The sequence below is a fragment of the Verrucomicrobium spinosum DSM 4136 = JCM 18804 genome (genome assembly GCF_000172155.1).
Lineage (GTDB): Bacteria > Verrucomicrobiota > Verrucomicrobiia > Verrucomicrobiales > Verrucomicrobiaceae > Verrucomicrobium > Verrucomicrobium spinosum.
Genome location: NZ_ABIZ01000001.1, coordinates 3,238,459 through 3,263,314, shown reverse-complemented (window position 1 = coordinate 3,263,314; position 24,856 = coordinate 3,238,459). Strand labels below are relative to the sequence as shown.

Here is a 24,856-nt window from a genome sequence, read left to right as displayed (position 1 = left end):
GGCGCTGCTTTTGCAGGGCTATGGGATGACTGTGACAGAATTTACAAAATAACAGAATGGGATTGGGGTTTGAGAAATACGCAGCTCGAAAGCTGAACCCCAATTTTGTGAGTTCTGTCTGAACCTCAGATTCGCTCCTCCATGCTCGCTGCGCCTCGCGGCTTATTTCAACGAACTTCCGCCACGTCCACCGTCTCAGCGCCTTTCCCCAACGTCGGCAGGATATCTGCGATGAGCAATTCCTCGCGCTTGCGGTTCTGGAAAATACTGACGCGATCATAGCCCGCATCCTGCACGGTGCGCAGGGCATTGACGAAGCTTTCTGCCACCCGGCTGGGCTTGTGGGAGTCGGATCCCATCACGACGGGAATGCCGCGCTCTTGCATGAGCTTGAGCATGGGCAGACTCGGGTTCATCTCTGAGTAGCTTTTATGGACGCCGGAGGTGTTGAGCTCCATGGCCACGCCGGTTTTGGCAATGCGATCAAGCGCCTGCACCACCTCGTCTTCCCAGTGCTCAAACTTCCAGTCATCGGCATGGTAGTTCTTGATCAGGTCCGGGTGGGCCAGGCTGTCGAACAGGCCCGTCTCGGCGGAGGTGGCAAGGTTGTCAAAGTAGCTGCGGCGGAACGCGTCTGGCCCCTTCTGCTCAAACAGGGATCGGTACTCAGGTCCCTGCCAGTGCACGGAGCCAAGGATGTAGTGAAAGTCGGCCCGCTGGTGCAGATCCCTTGCCCAATCTTCAAACCCCGGGAAGTAGTCACTCTCCAGCCCGAGGCGCACCTCAACCTGACCGGCAAACTTTTCACGACAGTTCTCCACGAGCGCGACATACTCGTCGAACTGCGAGTCCGCCATACGAACGCCCGGCCAGAAGCCACGGGGCATGGGGCTGTGACAGGTGATGATGATGCCTTTGAGCCCCTGCTCGACCGCACGGCGGGCGTATTCTTCGGGCTCTCCCCATGCGTGTTTGCACAACGGGGTGTGCATGTGGGAGTCGAAATAGATCGGAGCAGAACGGGGCATTTTCTCAACTAGCATCAATCACGGTACGCGCAAGGTGACGTCCCAGATGATGCGGGCAGCAGCCAAGATCATCGCACCTGCCCACGGAGGAAGCGCACCTCCTCACGCAGGGTCTCCAACTCCTGCTGAAGTTCCTCAATCAGATGGAGTCCCGCTAGATTGATGCCGAAGGCGGACCTCATGGATTCCATGCGGCGGAGTTTCCGCACCGCCTCATCGTCAAAGGTCCAGCCTCCATGCACCTCCTCACTCAGGGGGGAGATGAAGCCGTGCCGGCAGTACACGGCGACCAAGTGACGAGAAGTGTGAGTCAGCTCCACCACTCCTTCCAGGGAATGCACCGTGAAGGTTTCAGACTCAGCAGGATCAGTCGGATTCATGGCTTGCTCAGGAACGGGGGTTAAAGTGAGACTCGGACGCGAGCTTCTGCCAGAGGGCGAGCTCTTGATCGCTCAACTGGGTGGGGACCTGAATGTGGGCAATCACGTAGAGATCGCCTCGCTCCCCGGTTTTGCCTTGGGGCAATCCTTGACCTTTTAGCCGGAGCTGAGCATTCTGGGCGGTGCCGGCGGGAACGCGCACTTTGATGCCACCCTGAAGCCCACGCACCACGACCTCTGTGCCCAGCACAGCCTCCCAAGGGGCTAGATCGAGGTCGTAGTAGAGGTCCCCTCCCCGCGCTCGGAAATCAGGGTGCGCCGCGTAGCGCACTTTTAGAAACAGGTCCCCAGCAGCACCGCCGCCGGCCCCCTCTCCACCATGCCCCGCCACGCGGATGCGCTTGCCCTCCGGTGCTCCTGGAGGAATTCGCACCGTGAAGGACTTTGCCTCCCTTTTTCCAGTGCGAGGGTCTGTGGTGGCCAGAGAGAGGGGGCGCTCCGTCCCATGCAGCACCTCGTGAAGCGTGACCAAGATGTCTCCCTCCACATCGTGCCCCCGTCGAGGCCGGTTCTCCTGCCGATGCATTTCTTCGGCAAACCCTTCCTCATCGCCAAATCCGTGAAACTGGCCGCTGTGACCGCCTCCGCCAAAATACTGCTCAAAGAAGTCACTAAAACCCGTGCCATCGAAATGAAACTCTTGGGCGGGGCCTTGGCCCTGTGGTCCTGTCGCGCTTGTGTACCGTCTTCCTCCACCCCATTGCGGCGGCGCCTGTCCCTGATGCTGCTCCGCTTCGCGCCAGTTCGACCCTAGAGTATCGTACTTCTGACGCTTCACAGGATCACCCAACACCTCATAGGCCTCGTTGATCTCCTTGAACTTCTCCTCCGCCCCCTTCTTGTCCTCCGCTACATCCGGATGGTGTTTCCGGGCCAGCTTGCGGAAGGCCTTTTTGATGTCTTCCTCCTTGGCGTCCCGGGCGACACCAAGAGTTGCGTAGTAGTCCTTGAATTCCACAGACATGATACGGTTGGAGGTGCAGGTCTGTAGCTGTTACGGACAAAAAACTTCACTTCCTGCCCTGTCCCGCGCCACGATTGCCATTCACCCGCCTCCACTTCGAAAGACAATTGGGGAAAACCGCTTGGGATCGATCTCCCCTGATTGCTGTGTCTGCCTCGAAGACCAACGAGGAACTCGCATCAGGCATCGCCTTCCGCCTCCGATGAGCTCCCCGTCTCTGCAACCATCGGACAACTCCGGCCCAAAGGCAATGCTCCTGGCCCAAAAGGACGAGGTGCTGCTCAACACCAAGAATTACCTTCGAGCAAAGCTGATGCGCTGGATCACACGCCCCCCCCCTCGGCGCGATCCTGTGCACCTTCTTCGCGACCCAGTTCACGTGGGGCAAATGGGTACTCATCGTCTGGCTGCCCCTCGCGGCCTTGTCTTTGACCACCCTCCTCCTGGGCAATCGGAAGATGCAACGCATGGCGGCAAAAATCGAAGATACCGTTGCCGCCATTCAATCAAACCACACGCCGGAACGCTGACCGCCGCACCGCACCGCACCACACCGTTGCAGGAAGCGGATCTCACCCACCTCCACAGCTTCTTTTTTGAATAGCCTGTCTGCCAGGAAGGAGTTTATCAGGCACCCACCCCAGTTCCTGCCCCAGACCTGAGCACTCATCGAACTGGGCTCGCCTTGGCCACGCGGGGTTGCTCCGCCCCACCCGCAGACGATTCCACTCCATCGATCCGGTAGCGCCTGTTCATGTAGAGATCATCGGCCACCTGAAACAGGGCGGTGGCGTCATCAGCTATCGGAGCGCCACGGGGGTCCACGCCGGGCAGCGGAGCCATCTTTCCACTTTTGGGATTCCCACCAAAGAACTCCATGCTCTGGTTCAATCCAAACACGACCATCCGTTCATCTCGATAAGAAGCGACTTCCCGATTGTGGTGCATCAGCACCTTGGCAAAGGGCGTCTCTGGGGTATGCAGAAGATCCCTGCCGAAGAAAAGAGATTCGTAAGGCTGCCCGATGAGGCCGAGAATGGTTGGTGCCACGTCCAACTGGCAGGCCAGCATCGACTGGCGTTGCGGCTGCTTCACCACAGCCGGGCCTAAAACGAGCATGGGGATCTCATAGCTCTTGATCGGGACCGCCTGGCTCCCGTAAACCCGCGCCCCATGGTCTGCCACCACGACAAAAAGGGTATCCTGCCAGAAAGGTTCCTTTTTAACCTCCTGGAAGAAGCGTCCAAGACACCAGTCCACATAACGCACCGCGAAATCTCTCCGATGTTCATCGGGGTTCTGAGAAATCCTTCCTTGAGGATAGTCTGGAGCGGCTTTCCCATTTTCGAGGTGCAGCGCATCCAAAGGCGACGGGCCCCTTGCAGGATAGGTAAAAGGCACGTGGTTTGAGACAGACAGCATCGTCAGGAGGAATGGTTTCCCCGTCTGATGCATTGACCTCATTTCCAGGATGGCCCGGGCATAGAGATCCTCATTGCTGACGCCCCACGCATTCGTGAAGACAGGCTTTTCGAAATTGCCTTGATGCAAAAAGCGCTTCCACCCATTCTTGATGGCAAAGGGGCCCATGCCATCGAACAGGCTGCGGCCGGCATACATGAAGAGCGTCTCATACCCTTGACGGGTCATCACCCGTCCCAGGGTCTCGACGTTTTCCGTCCGGTCACGCGCCACAATACTGTCACCTGGCAGCGGTGGAAAGCTTGCCAAAATACCCTCGAACCCGCGAATGGTCCTATTGCCGTCGGCCCAGAGGTTGTCAAACAGCCAGCCTTCCTCGTTCGCCAACCGGTCCAGGTGCGGGGTGAGGGTGTGAGGAGTGCCGTCTTTCTTGGTTCGGCCCAGACTGCCCCAGAACTCGCTGCCCAGGCTCTCCTCCATGAGCAGACACACGTTGAAAGGCCGGGTGCCCGGCCGGCCATGGATCCGGCGGCGGAGATTGTACACGTCGTGCGGGTCCACATAAGTCGCATCCGGTGTGGCCAACAGCGCCTTCACCCTACGGTAGGCCGCCTCACGGTCCATGTGCGGATAGAAGGCAGTATAGTCCAGATTTCGCGTCACCGCTGCGGTCACCCCTGCGACCAGCCCATTGTTCCCCAGCTCGTTCATCACCCGGTCATGACTCTGCTGCCATGGGACGAGAGGCAGAGTCGCCGTAAGCAGGACCACGGGCAACACCCAGCTTAACGCAGAACCAGCGCGCCGCGGGGCAGAGATGGAAGAACTCCTGGGCACCTGGCGGGCCGGGCCTGCCAGCTTCAGCAGCAGCCACGTGATCACCGAGCCACCCGCCGTCACACCCCCGAGAATCCAACCCAGCGGAAACGACTGGTACATATTGGCAAAGACCTCATGTGGATAGATCAGGTAATCGATCGCCACCGTATTGAACCGAGAATTGAACTCGGCAAAGAAATTCAACTCCGCCACCATCAGGAACACCTGGAGCAGCCAGGAAAACGCCAAGAAACTTGTGAGCAGCGCCCTCCCCCCCCTGCCGGGAGGTTTTGCACCGCGGCTCGAAGTCATGGCACACCACAAGCCAAGCGGCGTGCTCAGCAGCAGAGACACCACCAGATCCCTGTGCAAGCCCACCAAAAAGAGGCGCGCGTAGGAGCCCAGAGGCTGCGGCTCCACTGGGTGAAACCTCGCCACAAGCAACACACGCACCATCTGAAATCCCACGAAGAGGAACAGCGCGTTCCACAAAGGCAGCCGGAACCGGCTCACCAACGCCCTCAGACGGACGTGGACGGACTGCAAATGAGCGGACGGGGCAGAACTGGAGGAATGAGTAGCATCATCGGAAGGGCGTGACATGAGGATTCTGTCATGCTATCGCCCCGAACTAACGGTGCCGTGACAATCCCGTAACAATTTGGTTAATCTCCCGGAGAGATCCCCATAGATGACGCTTGAGCGCGCATGCGCAAATTCCCCTAAAAAAGCGGGACCCATCGGGCCCCGCTTCAAAACTTCTCTGGAAATGGACCACTACAGCATCAGCCGGTCAGGCTTGCCAACAAAGGTCTTCCTCAAGCCAGGCAGGTTCACGAGGAAGACCAAAGCCGCCCCCATGTGATACCAGAAGTCGAGCTGCATGAGGCGGCTCACACTGAGGTGGAACAGAATGATGATCACCCCGTAGAAGAAGGCCCAACGCCGCCCCATCAGTGCCAGGAAGGCAAAGAGCTCGATCAGCAAGCCGCTGCCAAAGAGCACCCGGGCAAAGTTGGGGTGCTCATTCATCATCGTCACGACCGACTGTAGGGAGTCCGGGACCGGAGTGAGAGTATCGTAATACTCGCTCCAGTTGCTCTTTTGGAGTTCAACCGAAAGATTGGGGACATTTTGAATCCACTTCCAGTCCGAGTTGTCCAGCTTCACCCAGCCGCAGACCACGTAGCTGGCGGCAAAGATCACCATCGAGACATACACCACCTTCTGGTGCACGGCCAGATCAGGGAACGCCCATGTGGAAGGCGGACCACCCAGCTCCTGCCTCCTGGGCCAGATGTAGGCGATGAACTGCCCCAGCAAGATCATGGAAATCAGCTGAGTACTGTGGTTCGCAGCACCCTGCGAGTTGGCCAGAGTGCCAATCCCGATGCTGAAGAACAAGGCCGGAAACAATGCCAAGGCAGGGGCAATGCCCGCCACGTAGGAGACGAGACCCAAGATGGTGACGGTCTGCCAAAGCCAGATGGGGCTCAGGGACTGCAGCCAGTCCAGATTGATCAGATGAGTCAGACCGGTGAGTTTTTTGGGATCGGCGGCACCCAAGCCGGACACCTCCCACTTGATGGCAAAAAACACGAGAAGCGCAAAGCCAAGGCGCATGAGAAGGAGTTCCACGGAGCCAAGGTGGAAATCGCTCGCGTCGAACCGCGAGCGGCGATGGGAAGCTGCTGACATGGCGTTGGAGGCAGAAAGATATTTCATAGGGCTTTTTCAGCCACGAGTTGAGGGGCACCGGTACTAATTGCCCCTGATTCCACAGTGAAGACCTTGTAGTAGAGTCGCAGCCCCTTCACTTCCCCGCCCACCTGGGCCAGGTTGTGGGGCTTTAGCTTGGGAAAAAGCTTTTCTCCAAGTTTGGCACCCGCAGCACTACGCTCTTCCGGCAGGGCATCCCGAGTATCCCGCCCCTTCGGATTGCAAATCTCCTTCAGTTCTGTGATGAAGACCTTCTTCTGGGTGCTGGAACTGGTTCCGAATAGCTTCTCCATAGGCAGCACCCGATCTGTCTGGTCTGTCACATAAAGAACATCCGCCTCCTTGTCGAGGTGCGAATACATCGGAAAATTCGAAAACGGATACTGCTCCCCGACTACCGCCAGAAAGACGGTCGCCGCCAGGACGTGTCGAAATGGAACTTTGCGCCACAGTCGCTGCAGCATTTGGACAAATTCAGGCATGCGGCATGAAACCGAGATTGCGGGCGGAGGCTAGTAGGATTTTGGCAATTCCCTCTGAGATTTTGATCATCAAGAAAAGAAACTGGGTGACAAATCAGAAAAGCTTCCTATAGATTGCCAGCCCGGAACGCCGAAGTAGCTCAGAGGTAGAGCAGCGCATTCGTAATGCGCGGGTCGCGGGTTCAATTCCCGCCTTCGGCTCCATCTTTTCATTGCGTCTTAACGAGCAGCAAAAGAGCTTTTGAAAATTTCCGCCTCCCCGTAGGCAGGCGACTCCGGAAGAGAAGTTCTCTGCGCTTCCCCAATCCTTCACGCCTCCATCTTCCGCCGAAAAGCGCTGGATGAATGACCCCGAGGGGAGAGAGCCACCGAATCCAATGGTAGAGCGTCCTTGGTCTCCCGCCTCATACACTCTCACTCTCTCGCTCCAGATCACAGGGAGAGAGCCTTGAGCGTTTCGGCGTGATCTTCCACCACCATGATTCGGAGTTGCCCTTCGGATGCATTGTCTGCCATGCACAGCAAGGCTACAAGGGTGGTCGGTGGGCACAACCATCGGATCCCCCCCTCAATTGCGTGGTATACGTTCAAGCATGGTTTTTGTAGTGTGACGTCACGGAAGGTTAAAGGCCGCTAATCCGCGAAAGCGATCTTGAGGCTTTCCCGGCTGCACCCGCAGCCACTGCGCCTTGGGAGGGTTGGAGTCTCTCCCAAGGCGTACTGTGCACTGGCCCCAGCCCTGACGGGAACTTCCGCGACTCGACTGACCAGATTGAGGTCGTCCCACAAGCAATGGTCAGCACGTTGAAAGACCGCAGCCGGGCGGGCGAGCGACTGACGCGTTACATCATCGATCCTGCGCAAAGTCCTCGGGCTCCGCTTCGAGTCAGGCCGCCTGCCGTACAGGCATCGTGAAGGTAAAGCACACCACTCCTTTTTCTGAAACCACATCGATTTTGCCACTATGAGAGGCGGCAATTTCTGAGGCAATGTACAGTCCCAATCCCAGCCCTTTCTCCTCCCGCGCCCCAGGTCCTCGCATGAAAGGGAGAAAGAGTTTGTCCAGTTCCTCTTGAGGAATGGGGTCCGTACCGTTGCTTACTGAGAGGGTGAATCTTTCCTGATCTGTGGACGCACGCACCGCCACAGGCACACCCGGGAGTCCGTATTTCATAGCGTTGGAGAGGAGGTTGGAGAACAACTGCCCCATCCGGTTCCGATCATAGGAAACACGGTGATTGATGGCAAATACACACTCGATCAGCGGCTGCGGCCTGATGGTCTGCTCCTGCTCCACGATCTGGCGGAGCACGGGCTCCAGGGGAGCATCGGTGAGATCCTTCAGCGAAATCCCACCCCCTAGTCGGCCCCGGGTGAGATCCATGACATCATCCACAAGGTCCGAGATCTTGGCCACATTGCGCTCCATCATGGCCACGGTCGCATGCTGATCCTCGCTCAGCTCTCCCTCCTTCAACATCAGGGCCCCCATGGAGATGGCACCTAGAGGACTCCGCAAATCATGGCCCAGAACGCCAATGAATTGCTCCCGCCGCTCGGACACCAGTCGCTCAGCCGCAGCCTGCTGTTCGCTGTCGGCGATCCTTACCAGCGCGCCCAAGTGGCTGGAAATGAGGTCGGCAAAGAGCCGGAACATGCCCAGAACTTCCGGCGTGTTCAGGCGGTGCGGCCTGGGGTCAAGGGCGCAAAGCGTCCCAAAGAAATCTCCTCCGGGAAGAAAGATAGGCATGGAGATGTAACTTTGGAATCCATACATCTTGGGTGTGTGGTGATCCCGGTACACGGGATCCTCACGTACCTCGTCGATCACCACGGGCAACCTCACGCATCGGACCTCATTGCAAAGGGTCGTCTCCAGCTTAAGTTCCTCACTTGGCTTTAAACCAAACTCGAGGTAGTCCAGCACGCTACACGCCACCCACTTCTCTTCCGTGACGCGAGCAACGGCGGCAAACTTCATTCCCGTCGTGCGGCACACGACGTCCAGGATGGAAGGCACCGCTGAGATGCTATTAATGACGGCGACATCGCCTTGCAGGGGGTCCTGGGACATGGGCTGGGGGGGGCGGGCGAGACGGACCAATGTAGCGGCTTTACCCCTGAAGGGAAAATGAATATCCCTCCCCGCTCATATTTGGATCAAAGTCGAAATCTGAGCTTTTCCAGCTTCACCCAAGAGGAAAGGCACCCAGGAGACAGCTCCCAGTAAGATGGCGAACGTGACGGAAGCAGCTTTCATGGCGCGGCAGGACCTTTGAACCTCCGCAATCCCATCGGTTCAAAAAAACTATTTCGCGGCCTCCTTCTTCTCAGATTCCCCGCCCTTCACGACCACCTGATCCTTCTTGTTGTACACGATCTCTGGCTTGCCTTTGTAGATCTTTATCTTGCCCGTGACGGCAATGTCCTTCCCCCGCAGGCTCTCCAGGTACTCCTTCCCCAGGATCGGCACAATGACCGCCGGCACATAGGCGGTGAAGGTGTGGCTGGGATAAACGCCCCCCATGTTGATAAAGGCGTGCCCGCGCTCGGTGATGTTCACATCACTCACAATCCCCTCTATGGTGCCGTTCTTGCCATCGAGCTGCAGCGCCTCCTCAGGCGTAACAGCTTGAACCACCCCCGGCAGACTGGCAAGCCAGAGGCAGAGCACCATGGCAAACGTACTGAAAGCAAGCGATCCACGGGAAGTCAGGCGCATGGCTGCATTATCCCCATGCTGCGGAGTGACGTCAAGACTGCCGCTTTCCGTCTCACCGCCCCACCCTGCCTTTGGCACTCATGTAGAGCGGCTTCCCTTTGGCGTATTGCAGCCTCATGTCCTGTAGTTGATTGACCGCGGACTCTGGGAGTCCCGCCAGCGCCAGAGCTCGTTGCAACACCTTGTCTGCAGCTTGGAACTCCCCGCTCTCTGCATGAGCGGAGGCGAGGTGGGACATGTTTTGCCAGTCCTGCCACTGGGTCAGTTCACAGGCTCGTGTACCCTTGGCCACCGCCCGTTTCCCATCCCGGATGGTGGGATCGGGTGCCATGGCGAGCACCAGGGCCTGCATGCTGAGCGCCTCGGGCATGTCCGGTTTCAATGCCAACATTCGATCCCCATCGCGCAGACATTCGATCCAGCGCCCTTCATTCAGATAAAGGAGCGCCCGGAGTGTCCAGCCTTCCAGGCTCTTGGGCGAACGTTCGACCACAGCGGTAAAGTCTTTCTCGGCGAGATCAGGCTTGCCCAGCATCTTGTACAGCCTCCCTCGCTCACATTGGACCTTTGAATCACGGGGGGAGATGCGGAGCACCTCACTGTAGTCAGCGACAGCCTTCTCACTTTCCCCTTTTTCCTGCCAGGCCTTTCCCCGCAACTGGTAAAACGTCTCCTCTTTGGGTGAAATCCCGATCGCCTCAGTGGCAGTTTGCACCGCCTCATCCCAGTGCCCACGCTGCACATGGACGAGAGCCTGCCCTCCCAGGGCAATTGCCCGATCCTTGGGCTCAGGGTCGAGTGCTAGAACCTTGGAAAGGAGATCAAAAGCCTTGTCATAATCCTTTTGCAGCAGGGCGATGTTTCCCGCCGCCAGCCAGCCTTCCACCGTATCGGCCTCCTTCGCGGCGGCGACGGAGCCCCAATTCTTCCCGGTCTGCCTGAAGGCTTCTTTTTTCACATAGAGCGCACGGTGTTTTTCAATCCCCTCCCGCTCAGGCGCTGAAGCCTCCAGCAGAGCCAGCGCTTTGTCGGCGGCTTCGACCGCTTTGTCGAACTCGCCTGCCTGGGCATACGCAATGCCCAGGACATCCAGTGACTTCGCCGACTTCCATTGCGACAGTTCCCCCGCCTTCATTGCGGCCTCAACTGCCAGCTTGCCATCACGCTGGCTCTCGTCGGGGCAGGATCCGTACAAGATGGCCAGTCCCATCCAACTGGTTTCGTCCCTGGGAAAGAGCTTCACGGCCTCTTGATAGTCGCTCTTTGCCCGCGCCCAGTCGCCCATGCCGGCAAAGACCTGGGCACGATTGCACCGGGCGCTGTCATGCTCGGGTGCCAGTTTCAGTGCGAGGCTCAGATCGGCGATGGCCTTGTCCCACTGCTGGGTGTGCAGGTAGAGCACTCCGCGGTTGTTCAGAGCGGAGACATTGGCCGGATCCAGGCGGATGGCCTCCGTGTAGTTCCGTTCCGCAGCAGGGATGTTGCTCTGTGCATAGTAAACAGCCGCCCTTTTGTCATAGTGCAGAGCTGTTTTGGGCTCGAACCTCACTGCCGCGTCACAATCCTCCAACGCCAGCTCATACTTGCCCATCTTCAGAAAGAGACTGGCCCGGCCGCTGTAGAATGCCGCCTCTTTGGGCAAAAGTTTGATGGCCTGTGTGTAGGCGGCCAGGGACTCCTCCAAACGGTTCAGGGCAAATAGTGAGTCCCCCATGAAGTACCACGAAGCGGGCTGCTCCGGCTGCAACATCTGCGCGGCCTCGAAGCAGGGTACCGCCTTGTCCCACTGACGCTTGCCGTTGTAGGCAGCACCGAGATTGATCAAGACCACGGTCTTCGTCGTGGAGCCCAGATCTGACTTCAGTGCCAGTTCATAGGCATCAATAGCCTCATCGAAGTTCCGGCTCCTCTGCGCGGACTGCGCCTGCGCCAGCCGTTTTGCCAGATCTTCCTGCTCAGCAGCTGCAACGTGAGCGTCCAAGGCAATCACAAAGAGCAGGCATGCGAGGCTGAGCGCTTTCATGGCGGCCATGCTTTCAGGCCGCCAAAAATCCGTCAATGCCAGAATTGTAAGCAGTCTGCGACGAAGCCTCCTGCACCGTCCCCTACATCTCCTACTACTTCCCAAACAGGGGCACCACGCCTTTCAGCAAGTCAGCGCCGCTCTCCATGACCTTGCCTGCGGCATCCTCCGTGGTCTTGAGCACTTCTCTGCCCACCTCGGCAGCCCCCTTCCCAGGCTCACCTCCTGCCGTTCCCAGCACCTCGATCCCTTTCTCCGCGAGGCCCAAGGGGGCGGCGATCAGCTCTTTCCCCATAGCAGCAAGGAGGCGGTTGCTCAGGTCTTCTCTCGGTGCTTCCACCGTACCCGTGAGACGGACCTCCGTCCAAGCGAAGCCGGGCGGGCCACCAGGGCGGCTCTCTGTGAAGACCTGCGTCTGCGCTCCAGGCATCCAGCGCAGGGCATCCGTGGATACCCCTACTTGGAGGATGCCGTTCAGGTCGTTGCCATTCTTGATGTCAAGGTCCCCTTCAACGCGAAGCAGACCGCTGGACTGTAGGATCAGCTTTCTGATCTCCAAGTCTGCTCCACGGCGGGTCACATCTCCTTTGGCCTGCTCAAGCGCCACCCGACGAAAGCGATCGGTGCGGGTAAAGTCGGCAATGCGGGTTAGCAGAGGCAGATTCTCCACCACGCCGTTCTTTATGGTCACGACGGCAGAGAGAACGCCAGGCTCAACCGCATAGTCTGCTTCCAACACCCCGTGCAGTTTATTTTGCCAGGCTGGCGACAAGACATGGCGAAGTTCAAGATGCGTGACTGCGCCGGAGAACTTCCATGGACGACCGCCCTGGAAAGGCAACTCGCCCCGTACCGTGATTTCGCTGTCGCCCAGCCAGCGGGCTGCGCCATGGTTGATGGTAAGGGCCCTTGCATCCAGACGGGCGTTCACCACCTGCAGATTGAGTTCGTCCGTCCAGCCAGGCAGCAGCAGCCTGCCTCCACGCCCTTCCAGCGCCCAGGCCCCGGCATCAACGGCGGGCTTTGCCACCACCTTGGACTCACGCAATCGTGTGCCGATGGCCCCCTTTGGAGGGGCAATCTCCAAGGAGGCGACTTCCACTTTATGAATATCCGTCCGCTGCGGGATCCAGCCTTGCAACCAGGCGGGTGCGGAAGGCGGGGCCGCGGGTGTTGGCGGATCAACGGCTACCAACACGGGAGCCTTCTCGACAACCGGCGTTGCCCCTGGAACCGCTGGGGACGGAGGAGGAGTGAGCTCGATCTTCAACCAGTCCATGGCCACGACCGGCACCCGCCACACCCCTTCGCGAATCCCGCTCCAGTCCACCTGGGACTGCACCCCCTCAGCCTCCACCTTCCGCCAGCCCGCAGGTTGTCCTGGCGTCAGGGAGGCGGTGGAAATGTAGGCGGCGGGGCCGGACCACTCCAGGGTCGTCAACTTGGCCTCCCCCTGCGTCAACTGCCCGAGCCGGGCCTCCAGCATCACCCGGATGGCATCGCTGCGCAGGTAGTTTTGCACCCAAAAGTAGCCGTAGAGGCCGAGGGCGGTGACGATGAGGACGCACGCGAGCAAGCTCCACAGAATGAATTGCTTGATCGGACTGGGGCGGTGGGTACGACGGCTCATGAGTTTGCCAGCGCGGGAGAAATCGGCGCGCAGGCACGTTAGACAAGTTTTTCTCGCCAGCCCATCAAATTCCGCTTTAATCCCCCCGGCAGCCTGAAACGCTCTTCTCATGCTCGAACTCCGCAATATTTCCCTGACGTTGGAACGCGACGGAGAGTCGCAGGCCCTTTTGGACGATGTGACCTTCTCCGTGCCTACCGGGCACCTGCTGGCAATCGTCGGTCCTTCCGGCTGTGGGAAGACCACGCTGCTGAAGACCATTGCCGGCCTCAAAGAGGAGGACAATGGCGAAATCCGCTGGCAGGGGCGAAACCTTGCGGAGGATGGAGACCTCCACCCCTCCGAACTCGGCTACGTGCCGCAGTTCAGCATCGCACATGATCTGCTGACGGTGGAGGAGTGCGTGGCCAGCGCCGTGGCCCTGCGCACCCGGCAGGCTGATCACGAATCTGCCTGGGCGGTAGTAGAGCAAGTCATGAAGCAGACTGGGCTGACTGCCCTGGGCGACCGGCAGGTGAAGGTGCTCTCTGGCGGCCAGAAGCGCCGCCTGGGGCTGGCCCTGGAACTCGTCACCAACCCAAACCTTCTGCTCTGCGACGAGGTCACGAGCGGTCTGGACCCAAAATCGGAACGGGAAATCACCCAACTGCTGCACGATCTGGCACGTCAGAATGACAAGCGCATCGTCATCAACGTCACACACAGTCTTACGAACCTGTCGCTCTTCGACACGGTATTGGTGCTTCACGAAGGCCGGGTGGTGTACCACGGCCCTCCCCGGGCGCTGAACCACTACTTCAGCGTCGAGCAGGCGGAGGATATCTACCCGAAGCTCGCCCGCCGCAGCGCCGAGCGCTGGGGTGACTCCTGGGCCAGGCATCGCGATTCCTACTACAAGGCCTACAAGCTGGCTCCCGCAGAGGAGGTGCCGTTTGCCGACGCAAAGATCGTAGAGAACCGCGAACCGGACCGCATCAAGCTACCCAGCGCCAAGGCCCTGACGGACGAGGATGAATCCGACCTGAAGAAACGGAAGGAGAGCGACAAGGACTCCGCCCACACTGAGCCAGAGGAGGAGGACTCCTGGGCGAAGCACAAAAAGAACCGGGAAAAAAAGAAGGCGGACGAGGAGGAGGAACACAAAAAACACCACAAGCGCCACGAGCACGATGTGGAGGTGGACGCCCCCCATCAACTTCCTGGAGTGTTCGCCCAGACGCGCGAACTCCTGCGCCGCCGTTGGACCATCTTCAGACGCGACCGATCCCAGATGTGGCTTCATGCCGCCATGCTTTTTGGCTTTCCCCTGCTGGTAGTGATCTTCGGCTTCGAAGGCGTGCCTCAGGTGCGCCAGATGTCCGTACGGCACGATGCCAATGTGCTGCTGGACATCAAAGAACAGATCGCCCACAAGGAGAGTCTGCTGAAGGCAGGTGGCCTCGTATCCGGTCTGGTCCTCATGCAGGTGGTGCTGGTCACCTTGATGGCGTCCAATAACGCCGCTCGCGAGATTGCGGCAGAGCGCGATATTCTGGAGCGCGAGCGGCTGGGAGGCCTGCGCGCCATCAGCTACTTGTTGAGCAAGATTCTTTTTCTGGGGAGCTTCGTGCTCGCGCAGGCCCTGTGGATGGGGCTATTCGTAGAGATGTTATGCAATGGCATCCCGGGTGATCTGGTGGTGAAGCTGGTGCTCCTTGTCATGGCCTCGGCCTCGATGACGGCTGTATGCCTGGGCATCTCCGGGCTCATGCGCTCTCCAGAGAAAGCCACCATCCTCAGCATCTATCTGGTCGGCTTCCAGCTCCCGCTGAGCGGGGCCGTGCTGACCTTGCCAAAGGCGATCGAGCCCTTCATCCAGCCGTTTATCGTCGCTTATTGGAGCTGGTCTGGCAGCCTCAGCACAATGAAGAGCACCTCCTTCTACGATGCCGTGAAGGCAGTGACCAACACCAGCCTGGAGCCAGCCAATCTGGCCATGTTCGTGCTAAGCATCCACCTCGTTGTCGGGCTCACCCTGGCTTATGCCGGGGTCAAGAAGTCGCAATGGGACTGACCCCCACCCTTCCGGAGGCAAGATTCACAGGATTCACCGCACAAAAGTCTGGAGTTCAATAATCTGACCTGCACAGAATCTGTGGGATAATTCCGCCCCGCTGATTTCCCTTTTCACGTCGTCACCGCACCCCATTGCCGCCCCATGGCCCGCCGAGCCAAATCCTCCCTCAGTCCCGTACACATCGTCATCATTGTCGCCGCCGTAGCGGTCTTCATCTGGGGGGGCTACACGCTCATGCACCGCACCTCGGGGGCCAGCTTCAACGGCACCGCCCAGCTGAGCGTGCGGGAGTACATGGAGAACTCCAATGCACTGAGCGGCAACACCTACCAGATTGAAGGCACCATTGAGGAACGCCTGGACAACTGGCGCTCGGCTGAAGGGCGGCTTTTTAGCGTGTTGGTGGAGGACAGCTCCGACACCTCACCCCTGCCCGTGCTGGTGCCCCAGAGGCTAAACAGCACCAACATTCAACGCGGACAACGCTTCAAGTTCAAAGTCACCGTGCAGGCGGAATCCGGCGTGTTGGAGGTGGAGGAACTCACCAAATCCTGATCTACCCTTCCTGCCCGCGCCAGACCGAAGCCTCCTTTTCTCTTTTTCCCCTCAGCCCACCACCACCCTCAGGCATCTCAACTCCCATGTCGCTCCGAACCCGCCTGCTTCTGACGTCCGGTGCCCTGCTGCCCACCCTGTTGAGCGCCCAGGTCCTGCCATCGAATCCCCAACCTGCGCCCGCTCAACCTGCGCCCGCCTCCTCATCTGGTGGCGGAGGTCAGCAGCAAAAGAAGAGCAGCCTGCTGGGCGATGCCCTGCCGTTTATGGATCTGGGCGGCGAGAATGTTGCCTGGGATGGCAAGGTGTGGAACGTGACGAACAATCGCATGTTCCAGGCCCGGCTGGAGAAGTACCTGGCCTCACCCGAGGCCAACACCCCGGATGACCAGGCATATCGCGATGTACTGGAGCAGATCTCCAAACTGCTCTCCCCTGGCCACAATGGCGGCAATCCCAGCCTGCCCCAGGCGGTGGCCCTCCTGCCCGAGGCGGCCCAATACAAGATCGATGCCAAACTTTGTGACTCCCTCGCCAATGCCATCTACGGCGTGTGGCTGGCCCAGAAGAACGTGACGAGCCTGCGCCAGACCAACAGCGCCATGGCAGAACGGGTGCGTGGAGAGACCTTCCAGGCCCGGCATTCCTCGGCCACGGGATCACCCTCCGGGAGCGCCCCTCGCCCCACAGGAGGAGGAAATAACCAGCAGGCGGCCCAGTCCCAGACGCTGCAAACCTTCGCCACCGCCAAGTACATCGCCTCCATCGCGGAGCTGGAGGCCCGTATGAAGGCCAATGAGCTGGCCATGGGCACCTCCCAACTCACGGCCAAGGCCGAGTTCCAGGCGCTCATCATTCAGTTCGCCCTTCAGCGCCGGTTTGAGCATGTCGTCCTTGCCTGCCGCTTCTACCGCCATATTTTCTCGGACCCGAGCGGGATCCTCTCCCTGAAGGAAGGGTCTGATGCGGAAAAGATGTTCGCTTCCACCCTCGGCACTTCTCCCACGATCAGCGGCCTGGACGCTTTTGCCAACGAGGCCATTCGCGATGTCGATGAGGCCGTCCAGGCCTTTGACAACCTGCTGGAGCGCGGAGATCTGGCGAGCGGCTCCAAGCGCATCAGCGAGGCGTTCATGGTGGGCGAGTACCTGCCCCGCGTGCGCCGCGTGCCCATGCAGAAGAAGCTGATGGTCCTGGATTTTACACGGGACTACAACCAGCTCATCTCCGCCATGGAGATGAAGGACTACACCCTGGCCGAGCAACTCGTGACCAAGCTCATGAAGCTCGCCAAGGACTTCGACTACAGCAAGCCCAAGGCGATGATCGAGACCGCCCGCACGGTGAGCGACATGCACCTGAACAAGGCCAAGGTGTCCGCCATGCAAGGCGACCAGAAAGGCAGTACCGAGGCTCTTACAGAGGCCACCATGATCTGGCCGACCAACCCGAAGCTGCGGGAATTCACCAACATGATCGGCAGCAACGCGGATGTGAAGACCCAGGCCGCCCTGGATCTGGACCGCCTCATCAGCCAGCGCAACTTCCGCCAGATTTACAACGACCAGGGGCGTTATCTCGCTGCGGTGATGGACGATCCACAGCGCCAGGAGTCGCTGAAGAAGGTGCTCACCGACATGGGCCGGGTGAACTTCTCCATCGCCGCCGCCACAAACCTTGCCCAGTCCAGCAACCTTGCCGGTGCTTGGGAGACCATGGAAAGGACCTACTCCGAGTTCCCCGATGATCCAGAGGTCTCCCGCCTTCGCTCTGACTTCAGCATCAAGGCCACGGAGTTTGTCGGGGCCCTGCAAAAAGCCAAACAGCACGAGGATCGTCGTCAAACGGGCTCCGCCCTCGCCTGGTACCTGAAGGCCAAAACCCAGTATCCGCCGAGCGAGTTCGCCCGGGAAGGGATCAATCGCCAGGTAGGCAAGCTGAGCTCGACGGATCCCGGAGCCAATCCCTGACCTGAGAGCGAACCTCGCGCCCACCCATAGGGATTCAGCGACTTCCTCACCGGGTGGTCATGTGCGCGTGGGTGGATGAAGCAGCCCCCCGCCTCGGTGGAAAAACCTTGTTGAGGACATCGACATGACCGAATTCCGGCACACCCTCACCGGACGTTTTGAATTCTCCCCGCCGTTGGACCGCAAAGGCACGCGCGTGCGCCGGGACGGGTTCACCACCGAGTGGTGGCTCATCATCCGCTGCGCCCCAGACGCAGGACGTTATTTTCGCGAACTATTTGCCGTGGAGCACCACCGCGTGCGCACCTTGCAAGAGCCTTTGTGGGGCACTCATGTTTCAGTGATCCGGGGCGAGAAACCGCCCTTCATGGAGCATTGGGCCACGCTCGCGGGACAAGAGGTCACATTGGAGTATTCCCATGAGCCCGAGGAAACCAGCGGCTACGTCTGGCTGCCCGTCCATTGTCCGGCAGCACTGGACTACCGCGAAAGCCTGGGACTGGAACGCGAGCCCTCCCTGCCCCTGCACCTGACAATCGGCAACTGCAAGCATGCTTCTTAGTGTCCCACTTGGGCCGATCCCGGTTTGCTCTTGCCTTGAGCGGGTTTTCGTCTTTTTTTCCTCATGTCCCAGCCGAATCAGGTGAGCATTCCGCCCCAGGGCAAAAGGTGGCACCGCATTCCGAGTTGGATTCTGGTCGGCTTTCTGGCGATCCTCATCTTCGGCATGCTCTACATGGGCACAATAGCCTATCTTCGGCATCGCAGTCTCTGGGACTGCTTCCCGGTCCTGTTCTCGCTCTACCTTTGCATCCGGGCATTGCGGTCTCAGTGGATCCATCTCTTTCCCAGAGTTCTCACAGCAACCGCGGAGGGGCTGCAACTTCAGGCAGGTGCCTTCCCCTTCCGAAAACGATGGCTTGCCCCCTGGAAAGACGCAGCCCTGCTCCGCTATGACGACGAGTTGCGCCTTGCTGGAGTAAGATCCTATTTTTTCCGCACCGCCATCATTGAGTCCCACCTCTCGGCCCCATCACGGGACAATTTGATCGCTCGCCTCAACACCCTCTGTCAGGAACAAGGCAACACATTGCCTTCTGAAGATATCAAACTTAGCCTGTATGAGGCCGAGGACTCTCCGGAGACGGCTGGGGGCACGGATCGCACCAAGTACTGGAAGGGTTAGCTCCTCACACCATGCGTTTTCACGTCCACAGCGAACCCGGTGGCAAACCAGACAATGAAGATCACGTCCTGGTGCAGCGACATCCCATGGCGCACGACGTGATCTTATGTTTCCTGGCCGATGGTCAGGGGGGCCGGGCTCATGGTGCAGAAGCGGCGCGGGTCGCCTGTGCGACCGCCATGCAACTCGCCCGGGACTCGGCTCCTTCTGATTTGTTGGAGCTTTCCTGCTGGGAAGCCTTGCTCGACGAGGTGGATGTGGAGGTCAGCGAGACTGAGGGCTTCACGACGCTGGTGGCAGCCGCCATCACCTGTGAGAGTGTAACGGGCGGATCATGTGGTGATTCCAAGTTGTACCATTTCCCCCGTCGATCCGGAAACATCGAGGAATGGACTTCACGGCAGTTCCGCAATCCACCCGTAGGCAGCGGTGAGTGCCAGTTCACGATGTTCCATCAGGACCTTGATGCCGGGGATGGCCTCTTCATCATGTCTGACGGTGTCTGGAAGTACTGCGGGTATGAGGCGCTCCAGTCGGCGTTCGCCCTCGCCGATTTCACCACAGCGGCAGCTCACCTCCGTACTGCGACGCTCGCACGAGTCGGTCGGGAGCTACCCGACGACTTCAGCCTGATCGCTCTTGATTTTCGCTAACCTTGTATGAAGCTTTTGCAGCTTCCAAGGCACGTTGGATTTCTTCATGATCGAAGGTATTGCACTGATTATTCTGGTGCTATTTGTCATCTTGGATGGCATCATGCGCATCGTCTCAGCGCTTTATGATGCCGAGCGCTGGAGAGCTGAGTCATCCCTTATCGGTGAAGCTCCTTGGGACAGAGATGCCCGCTCGTGGACGCTCCGCCTCCTGGAAATCTGGCACACCTCCAGGTGGGTGCTTTGGGGCATTGCCGTCATCGTGAGCGGTGGCTGCTGGATTTTTCGCTGAGAAACCACTACGTTTCGTTGATCATCTCTCTTGTTCATGGGTTTCCTCTCCTTTTTCAATCGTCGCCCGGCACCCAGCGAGGTGTTCGTCAAGAAAAGCGTTGAGCCCATCGATATCGAGATCGACTTGGGATGGTTCCGACTCAACGGGGTCTCACTCGGTGAAGCGCCTGCATCGATTGTCCCTAAAGAGGTGATCAACTCCGCCAGCGGAGTATTTGAACTCGTTGGGCAGGGCATCGAGATTGGGATGGAGCATGGCGTCTTTGACCATGCCTTCATCACCTTGGCAGACTTCACCGGGACGTTGTCCTGGAAGGGTGGCCCGCTGACGTTGTCACCCCAAATGAACGAGAGGGACGTCCAGGCCATCTTCGGCGAGCCTTACTGGACGGATCGCAGCGGGGGCGAGACGCTGTTGTTCTATGAATACCTCGTGGGCCAAGTGGAACTCCAGTTTGAATTTCCTGATGCACAGGGCCTGACTTTCGTGACGCTCCTGCGCAATGGAGTCCTTTCCGTGACTGAGCAGAGAGCGGCCTACGGCGTGACAAAGTCCTGGCCGCCGGACTGAAATCCAGTCCCGGCCGCAGGCTGCCGCCGATCCCCAAGGCGCATCTCGGTCGCTGTCACCCGCTTGGTCGCGCCTGCCAATACTGGACAAAATCCATCGTCTATCCGAGAAAGTTCCGTCCGTCCATCGAACCCATGATCAGACGCCGCCATTTCTGCACCCTTCTGGCAGTGAGCACTGCCGGATGCCAGCTCCAGCCAGTGCCCTCGACCCCCTCTCCCGGTCTTGCGATGACAGAGGCCACGAAGGCACGCCTGGCAAAGGCAGGAGTCAAGCAGTGCGAACGGGTGGCGGCGTATGTCCTCAATCAGAGCGTTCCTTCCCCCTCACCAAGCCTGACTCTGTTGATCGACGGAAAGCTGAACCCCGATCGTTCACCTCTCGATGGCCGTACCCTGGACGACAGGGAAGTGAACACTCTGCTGGATGCCACCACGGGCAAGAACCACCCAAGCCCTCACGCCCGGTGTTTCTTTCCCCGCCACGCCATTGCCTTCTACACACACGACGGCAACATGGTAGCCCACATGGACATTTGCTTTTCCTGTCTCGGATACCGCGCCCAAGGAGTCAAGGTGGTGAGGGAGCCCGACTACAAGGCACTGAAACGTCTCTTTTGACCCAGTTGCACCGCGAGAATTCGTGACTCAGAAAGGGGGAACGAATCCGATTACAGAATCCCTTATTGCGAGTCCGTCGCAAATACTTATTGCAACAGCGTCTCTCTCGCAATAATAACCTGTAGGAGCTTCAACGCCATCTGCGGGATGACCGCCGGGGTGCAAAGTTCGATTTAAGTACCCCGGTGAGCTGGAAGTTCTAGCCGCCAACACTCCCCTACCCAGATCAGAAGGCACGGGCGCTCACTGCCCCCATCGCCTTCTGCTGTCAGAAAATCTGCCTTCCTTGAAAAATCTCGTGCTCCGCCAGCATCTTTCCCTCCTCCTGTCTCTCGCAGCCCAGTTCTCCGTCACCTTGCCAGGCTCCGCTGAACCACTCAGGGTGCCCGCCCTGATCCTGGACGGACAGACCCACCAGGCCCCCGAGCTGGATGGCGTGCTGGACGACGCCTGCTGGCAGGCCGCCACCCCGGCCAGCGACCTCCGGCAGGTGTTTCCAAGGGAGGGGGCCACACCAGCAGACGCCACTGAGGTGCGCTTCGCCCACGATCACCAGCACCTCTATATCGCCATCCGTTGTGATGACCGCGAGCCTGGCCGTATCACAGCTCGCGAGCTCCAGCGCGACTCGTTCAGTGGAGAATCCTTTCCCGCTGACGACTTCGTCCAGATCGTGATCGATCCGTTCGGCCGGCAGCGGGATGGCTTCCTCTTCGCCGTAAATCCACTGGGTGCCATGACGGATGGCCGCATTGAAAACAGCACCACCACCGTGGTGGAGTGGGACGGCATCTGGGATGCACGTGCGAGGCACGATGCCCGCGGATGGACTGCGGAAATGAAGATTCCCTTCAGCACGCTGAGCTTTGATCCTGGCCGCGACTCCTGGGGGGTGAACATCCAGCGCCTCATCCGGCGCCGGGAGGAGATGATCCGCTGGGCACAGCCCACTCAGTCCCGCGACGGCGACTGGCTCACAGACATCGGTCGTCTGGATGGCATGACCCAGCTTGATCAAGGTCTCGGGCTGGAGTTCAAGCCCTATACGGTCCTTCGCCATACGGACAACAAAACGGATGGCAGCACCACTGAACTCCGCGGCGGTTTCGACGCGAGCTGGCTCATCACGCCGGCGCTGACAGCTACCATCACGGTGAACACTGACTTCGCCGAGGCCGAGGCCGATGTCCGTCAGGTCAACCTGAGTCGTTTCCCTCTCTTCTTCCCGGAGAAGCGCGACTTCTTCTTGCGAGACGCCCCCTACTTCAGCTTTCCCACCAACACCAGCCTGCTTACCCCATTCTTCTCCCGGAACATCGGCCGCAGTGCAGCCGGGGCTCCAGTGGACATTCTGGCAGGGGCAAAGTTCACCGGTCGGGCCGGCCCCTACACGCTCGGCATTCTGGATGTACAGCAGGATGGCCACGATGGCCTGCCGGACAAGAACCTCCTTGTAGCCCGCGTAACCCGCGAGCTTTCTGAGGAAATCACCCTGGGCATGCTGCTCACCCATGGCGATCCCTATCAGGCGGGCGACAACACGCTTTTTGGTGGAGATCTCACCTGGCGTACCGCTCGATTCTTCGGTGACAAGAACCTTTACACCACCCTGTGGGGACTGGGCAGCGACGATGACCAGTCCGGCCGGGATGCCGCCTTTGGCTGGAGCGCAGGCTACAGCAACGCCCCCTGGGACATCTTTTCCACCGCCAGTCAGATCGGCGATGACTTTGACCCGGCACTCGGTTTCCTGGAACGCCAGGGCGTACGGGAATACTTGCTCGACGCTGTGTACCGCTACGAGATCAACAGCTCCTGGTTGCGCAGCTTCAACATACGGGTGGCTCCATATCTGATCACCGATCTGGATGACCGGCTGGAATCCGCCAAACACGTCCTGCCCGGCCTGCGCTGGGAGCTGGAGAGCGGAGAAGAAATCGCCTTCTGGCTCAATCACAAAGAGGAGCAGCTCTTTGAGCCCTTCGACATCCGTCCCGGCAATCTCATCGAACCCGGCGACTACAAGTTCAACAGCGTCGAGGGCGAGTATATTGGAGCCCCCTCCCGCATGCTGGCCCCCTCCGCAGGTTTTGAGATCGGCGACTTCTACAACGGTCAGCTGCACTCCTTCTGGACCCAGATCGACTTCCGCCCCTCACCACATGTATTCGCCGGCATCGGTTATGAGCAATACGGGGTGCAACTCCCTGGCGGCGATTTCACCAGCCGATTCCTGACCGCAAGGTTGAACCTGGCCCTGTCCCCAAGACTGTCCTGGAACACCCTGGCGCAGTATGACAATGAGTCCGACACCTTTGGGGTGAACAGCCGCATCCGCTGGACCGTGCGTCCCGGCACGGACATCTACTTCATTGTGAACCAGGGCTATGCCGTGCAGGACAAGCGGCGGTTGAAGTACGTGCAGTCCGAGGCAGCGCTCAAGGCCGGCGTGACGTGGAGATTCTGAGACTGGAGAAACAACATTGGGGAGTGGTCTGCCAGGCTCCTAACGCTGAAAGTGTTGTGTAGATGCTCCGTCTCGCAAGGTGGCTCCTTGGAAGAACACTGATTTCCCCGTTGACGATGTCTGGCCACTGGAGAATCCCCGTGCCCAAGGAGAGCCCTGCTCTACTCCGAAGCAGTTGCGGTCTGGTCCAGTCGTCCTTGAAACCATCTGGCAGGTTTTGTCTTTCAATTCTCAAGACCACCGCGTCTTCAGCAATCGATCCCCGGGCATGGACAAAGACGGCCTCGCCTTGTACTTGAAGGACCATTGCTCAGCCTCAGTGGGAGCTTTGGAACTCATCGCCCATTTGAAAAAATCTGACCCGCCGCCCCCGGAAGCCCAGCTTCTGGACCGCCTTGAAAGTGAGATCACCGGTGAGCAGTCCGTCCTGACGGATCTCATCACGGCACTCGACTCCAGTCGCAACCAGTGGACGGATGCCGGGGCGTGGCTGGCAGAGAAAGCAGGCTTCCTGAAACTATGGATAGCCAAGTGCGAAACCCCGCCAGTATTCTGGCTCCAGGCCTTTGAAACACTGGCTCTTGGGATCCGGGGCAAGTCTGCCCTGTGGACACTGCTGAAAGAGGCTGACAACCTTCCCACCGGATCGGATAGCGGCCAGTATCAAGCCCTGCTCGATCAGTCCCAGACTCAGGAAAGTCTGGTGGAAGAAGCGCGGTTGCGCGCAGGATTGCGGCTGCTGCATACCACGGCCTAGGATGAGGGGGCCACGCGAGCGAAACTTGCGAGAGCCAAATGTTTCTCCATGTTTGGCACAGCATGGAAACTCCTCCACCGCCCACGACTCCTGGTATTCGTCCGTTTGGTAGCGGGGTTTTCTTCGCCATCCCGGGCACGGTCTTTCTGCTCTACATCCTGATCGATGCCGGGCTGGTGGTCATACGAATGATACGGGAACTGGCCCAGCAGGGCACGAGCGACGCCCAACTCCTGGGGCGAGCCGTTGGGGAGTTGCTCGTCACCTTGGCGGCGCGTGGCTTTGTGGCCCTGCCAGTGGTCGCGGTGCTCGTCCTTGCTCTGTTGGCCTGCCGCTATCGCGCGGTATGGTTGTACCGCTATCTCCTTGCGGTCAGCCCGCCACTGATGCTCCTGGCCCCCTTTGGCACCCTGTTTGGCGCATGGTTCGTAATATACCTGTGGAAGCATCGTCGGGAGTTCGTCGTGTGATCGGTTTC

General features: G+C 59.3%; 22 protein-coding genes and 1 tRNA gene. 13 read left to right on the top strand and 10 right to left on the bottom strand.

From position 1 onward, the window contains the following. Positions 1-167: 167 nt before the first annotated feature. The 6 genes from VSP_RS13230 to VSP_RS13200 form a co-directional block, all read right to left on the bottom strand. On the bottom strand, positions 168-1,028 hold the full coding sequence (locus VSP_RS13230; protein ID WP_009961158.1) for a histidinol-phosphatase: 861 nt from the start codon (positions 1,026-1,028) through the stop codon (positions 168-170). A 68-nt stretch (positions 1,029-1,096) separates the two neighbouring features. Beyond that, on the bottom strand, positions 1,097-1,408 hold the full coding sequence (locus VSP_RS35275) for a chaperone modulator CbpM (protein ID WP_009961155.1): 312 nt from the start codon (positions 1,406-1,408) through the stop codon (positions 1,097-1,099). Between the two features lie 7 nt (positions 1,409-1,415). Next, positions 1,416-2,432 (bottom strand): DnaJ C-terminal domain-containing protein, encoded by a 1,017-nt coding sequence (locus tag VSP_RS43385; protein WP_009961154.1) that lies wholly within the window; start codon positions 2,430-2,432, stop codon positions 1,416-1,418. A 666-nt stretch (positions 2,433-3,098) separates the two neighbouring features. Continuing rightward, entirely contained in the window at positions 3,099-5,276 is a 2,178-nt protein-coding gene (locus VSP_RS13210; protein WP_081452531.1) for an LTA synthase family protein, read from the bottom strand. Between the two features lie 174 nt (positions 5,277-5,450). After that, on the bottom strand, positions 5,451-6,398 hold the full coding sequence (locus tag VSP_RS13205; RefSeq protein WP_009961150.1) for a hypothetical protein: 948 nt from the start codon (positions 6,396-6,398) through the stop codon (positions 5,451-5,453). Beyond that, positions 6,395-6,874 (bottom strand): hypothetical protein, encoded by a 480-nt coding sequence (locus VSP_RS13200; RefSeq protein WP_009961149.1) that lies wholly within the window; start codon positions 6,872-6,874, stop codon positions 6,395-6,397. Before VSP_RS13200 ends, VSP_RS13205 begins: the two co-directional genes overlap by 4 nt. A gap of 129 nt (positions 6,875-7,003) precedes the next feature. Here VSP_RS13200 and VSP_RS13195 point away from each other — a divergent pair. Beyond that, a tRNA-Thr gene (locus VSP_RS13195) sits at positions 7,004-7,078 on the top strand. A gap of 682 nt (positions 7,079-7,760) precedes the next feature. Here VSP_RS13195 and VSP_RS13185 read toward each other — a convergent pair. The 4 genes from VSP_RS13185 to VSP_RS13170 all read right to left on the bottom strand — a co-directional run bounded on the left by VSP_RS13185 (position 7,761) and on the right by VSP_RS13170 (position 13,249). Next, positions 7,761-8,948, bottom strand: a complete 1,188-nt coding sequence (locus VSP_RS13185) for a GAF domain-containing sensor histidine kinase (RefSeq protein ID WP_009961146.1) — start codon at positions 8,946-8,948, stop codon at positions 7,761-7,763. Positions 8,949-9,182: 234 nt separating this feature from the next. Beyond that, positions 9,183-9,596 (bottom strand): hypothetical protein, encoded by a 414-nt coding sequence (locus VSP_RS13180; RefSeq protein WP_044133534.1) that lies wholly within the window; start codon positions 9,594-9,596, stop codon positions 9,183-9,185. 52 nt (positions 9,597-9,648) lie between these two features. Continuing rightward, positions 9,649-11,619, bottom strand: coding sequence for a tetratricopeptide repeat protein (locus tag VSP_RS13175; RefSeq protein WP_198141383.1), 1,971 nt, complete (start codon positions 11,617-11,619; stop codon positions 9,649-9,651). Between the two features lie 94 nt (positions 11,620-11,713). Next, the gene (locus VSP_RS13170; protein ID WP_009961143.1) at positions 11,714-13,249 is read right to left on the bottom strand and encodes a translocation/assembly module TamB domain-containing protein; all 1,536 of its coding nucleotides are present in this window, start codon (positions 13,247-13,249) and stop codon (positions 11,714-11,716) included. Positions 13,250-13,358: 109 nt separating this feature from the next. Here VSP_RS13170 and VSP_RS13165 point away from each other — a divergent pair, with 109 nt between their 5' ends. From VSP_RS13165 to VSP_RS13110, 12 genes are all read left to right on the top strand, one after another. Further along, positions 13,359-15,302: an ATP-binding cassette domain-containing protein gene (locus tag VSP_RS13165; RefSeq protein WP_009961142.1), complete on the top strand. Its 1,944-nt coding sequence runs from the start codon at positions 13,359-13,361 to the stop codon at positions 15,300-15,302. Between the two features lie 144 nt (positions 15,303-15,446). Next, the gene (locus tag VSP_RS13160; protein ID WP_009961140.1) at positions 15,447-15,860 is read left to right on the top strand and encodes a hypothetical protein; all 414 of its coding nucleotides are present in this window, start codon (positions 15,447-15,449) and stop codon (positions 15,858-15,860) included. Positions 15,861-15,946: 86 nt separating this feature from the next. Then, positions 15,947-17,830 (top strand): hypothetical protein, encoded by a 1,884-nt coding sequence (locus VSP_RS13155; RefSeq protein ID WP_009961139.1) that lies wholly within the window; start codon positions 15,947-15,949, stop codon positions 17,828-17,830. A gap of 124 nt (positions 17,831-17,954) precedes the next feature. Beyond that, complete coding sequence (locus VSP_RS13150; RefSeq protein ID WP_009961137.1) at positions 17,955-18,392, top strand: hypothetical protein; 438 nt, start codon at positions 17,955-17,957, stop codon at positions 18,390-18,392. Between the two features lie 63 nt (positions 18,393-18,455). After that, entirely contained in the window at positions 18,456-19,016 is a 561-nt protein-coding gene (locus VSP_RS13145; RefSeq protein ID WP_009961136.1) for a hypothetical protein, read from the top strand. An 11-nt stretch (positions 19,017-19,027) separates the two neighbouring features. After that, positions 19,028-19,669 carry a PP2C family protein-serine/threonine phosphatase gene (locus tag VSP_RS39365; protein WP_009961135.1) on the top strand — a complete coding sequence of 214 codons (642 nt, stop codon included), beginning with the start codon at positions 19,028-19,030 and terminating at the stop codon, positions 19,667-19,669. 46 nt (positions 19,670-19,715) lie between these two features. After that, the gene (locus VSP_RS13135) at positions 19,716-19,961 is read left to right on the top strand and encodes a hypothetical protein (protein WP_009961134.1); all 246 of its coding nucleotides are present in this window, start codon (positions 19,716-19,718) and stop codon (positions 19,959-19,961) included. A gap of 36 nt (positions 19,962-19,997) precedes the next feature. After that, on the top strand, positions 19,998-20,534 hold the full coding sequence (locus VSP_RS13130; protein WP_009961133.1) for a hypothetical protein: 537 nt from the start codon (positions 19,998-20,000) through the stop codon (positions 20,532-20,534). A gap of 134 nt (positions 20,535-20,668) precedes the next feature. Then, positions 20,669-21,154, top strand: a complete 486-nt coding sequence (locus VSP_RS13125) for a hypothetical protein (RefSeq protein WP_075089328.1) — start codon at positions 20,669-20,671, stop codon at positions 21,152-21,154. Between the two features lie 286 nt (positions 21,155-21,440). Next, the gene (locus tag VSP_RS13120; RefSeq protein ID WP_009961130.1) at positions 21,441-23,621 is read left to right on the top strand and encodes a carbohydrate binding family 9 domain-containing protein; all 2,181 of its coding nucleotides are present in this window, start codon (positions 21,441-21,443) and stop codon (positions 23,619-23,621) included. Between the two features lie 268 nt (positions 23,622-23,889). Next, complete coding sequence (locus VSP_RS13115) at positions 23,890-24,378, top strand: hypothetical protein (RefSeq protein ID WP_009961129.1); 489 nt, start codon at positions 23,890-23,892, stop codon at positions 24,376-24,378. A gap of 62 nt (positions 24,379-24,440) precedes the next feature. Further along, the gene (locus VSP_RS13110; protein ID WP_009961128.1) at positions 24,441-24,848 is read left to right on the top strand and encodes a hypothetical protein; all 408 of its coding nucleotides are present in this window, start codon (positions 24,441-24,443) and stop codon (positions 24,846-24,848) included. Positions 24,849-24,856: the final 8 nt, after the last annotated feature.

Excerpts from the sequence above, each read along its gene's own strand:
- VSP_RS13230 (WP_009961158.1), bottom strand. The coding sequence starts at position 1,028 with ATGCCCCGTTCTGCTCCGATCTATTTCGACTCCCACATGCACACCCCG.
- VSP_RS35275 (WP_009961155.1), bottom strand. The coding sequence starts at position 1,408 with ATGAATCCGACTGATCCTGCTGAGTCTGAAACCTTCACGGTGCATTCC.
- VSP_RS43385 (WP_009961154.1), bottom strand. The coding sequence starts at position 2,432 with ATGTCTGTGGAATTCAAGGACTACTACGCAACTCTTGGTGTCGCCCGG.
- VSP_RS13210 (WP_081452531.1), bottom strand. The coding sequence starts at position 5,276 with ATGTCACGCCCTTCCGATGATGCTACTCATTCCTCCAGTTCTGCCCCG.
- VSP_RS13205 (WP_009961150.1), bottom strand. The coding sequence starts at position 6,398 with ATGAAATATCTTTCTGCCTCCAACGCCATGTCAGCAGCTTCCCATCGC.
- VSP_RS13200 (WP_009961149.1), bottom strand. The coding sequence starts at position 6,874 with ATGCCTGAATTTGTCCAAATGCTGCAGCGACTGTGGCGCAAAGTTCCA.
- VSP_RS13185 (WP_009961146.1), bottom strand. The coding sequence starts at position 8,948 with ATGTCCCAGGACCCCCTGCAAGGCGATGTCGCCGTCATTAATAGCATC.
- VSP_RS13180 (WP_044133534.1), bottom strand. The coding sequence starts at position 9,596 with ATGCGCCTGACTTCCCGTGGATCGCTTGCTTTCAGTACGTTTGCCATG.
- VSP_RS13175 (WP_198141383.1), bottom strand. The coding sequence starts at position 11,619 with ATGAAAGCGCTCAGCCTCGCATGCCTGCTCTTTGTGATTGCCTTGGAC.
- VSP_RS13170 (WP_009961143.1), bottom strand. The coding sequence starts at position 13,249 with ATGAGCCGTCGTACCCACCGCCCCAGTCCGATCAAGCAATTCATTCTG.
- VSP_RS13165 (WP_009961142.1), top strand. The coding sequence starts at position 13,359 with ATGCTCGAACTCCGCAATATTTCCCTGACGTTGGAACGCGACGGAGAG.
- VSP_RS13160 (WP_009961140.1), top strand. The coding sequence starts at position 15,447 with ATGGCCCGCCGAGCCAAATCCTCCCTCAGTCCCGTACACATCGTCATC.
- VSP_RS13155 (WP_009961139.1), top strand. The coding sequence starts at position 15,947 with ATGTCGCTCCGAACCCGCCTGCTTCTGACGTCCGGTGCCCTGCTGCCC.
- VSP_RS13150 (WP_009961137.1), top strand. The coding sequence starts at position 17,955 with ATGACCGAATTCCGGCACACCCTCACCGGACGTTTTGAATTCTCCCCG.
- VSP_RS13145 (WP_009961136.1), top strand. The coding sequence starts at position 18,456 with ATGTCCCAGCCGAATCAGGTGAGCATTCCGCCCCAGGGCAAAAGGTGG.
- VSP_RS39365 (WP_009961135.1), top strand. The coding sequence starts at position 19,028 with ATGCGTTTTCACGTCCACAGCGAACCCGGTGGCAAACCAGACAATGAA.
- VSP_RS13135 (WP_009961134.1), top strand. The coding sequence starts at position 19,716 with ATGATCGAAGGTATTGCACTGATTATTCTGGTGCTATTTGTCATCTTG.
- VSP_RS13130 (WP_009961133.1), top strand. The coding sequence starts at position 19,998 with ATGGGTTTCCTCTCCTTTTTCAATCGTCGCCCGGCACCCAGCGAGGTG.
- VSP_RS13125 (WP_075089328.1), top strand. The coding sequence starts at position 20,669 with ATGATCAGACGCCGCCATTTCTGCACCCTTCTGGCAGTGAGCACTGCC.
- VSP_RS13115 (WP_009961129.1), top strand. The coding sequence starts at position 23,890 with ATGGACAAAGACGGCCTCGCCTTGTACTTGAAGGACCATTGCTCAGCC.
- VSP_RS13110 (WP_009961128.1), top strand. The coding sequence starts at position 24,441 with ATGGAAACTCCTCCACCGCCCACGACTCCTGGTATTCGTCCGTTTGGT.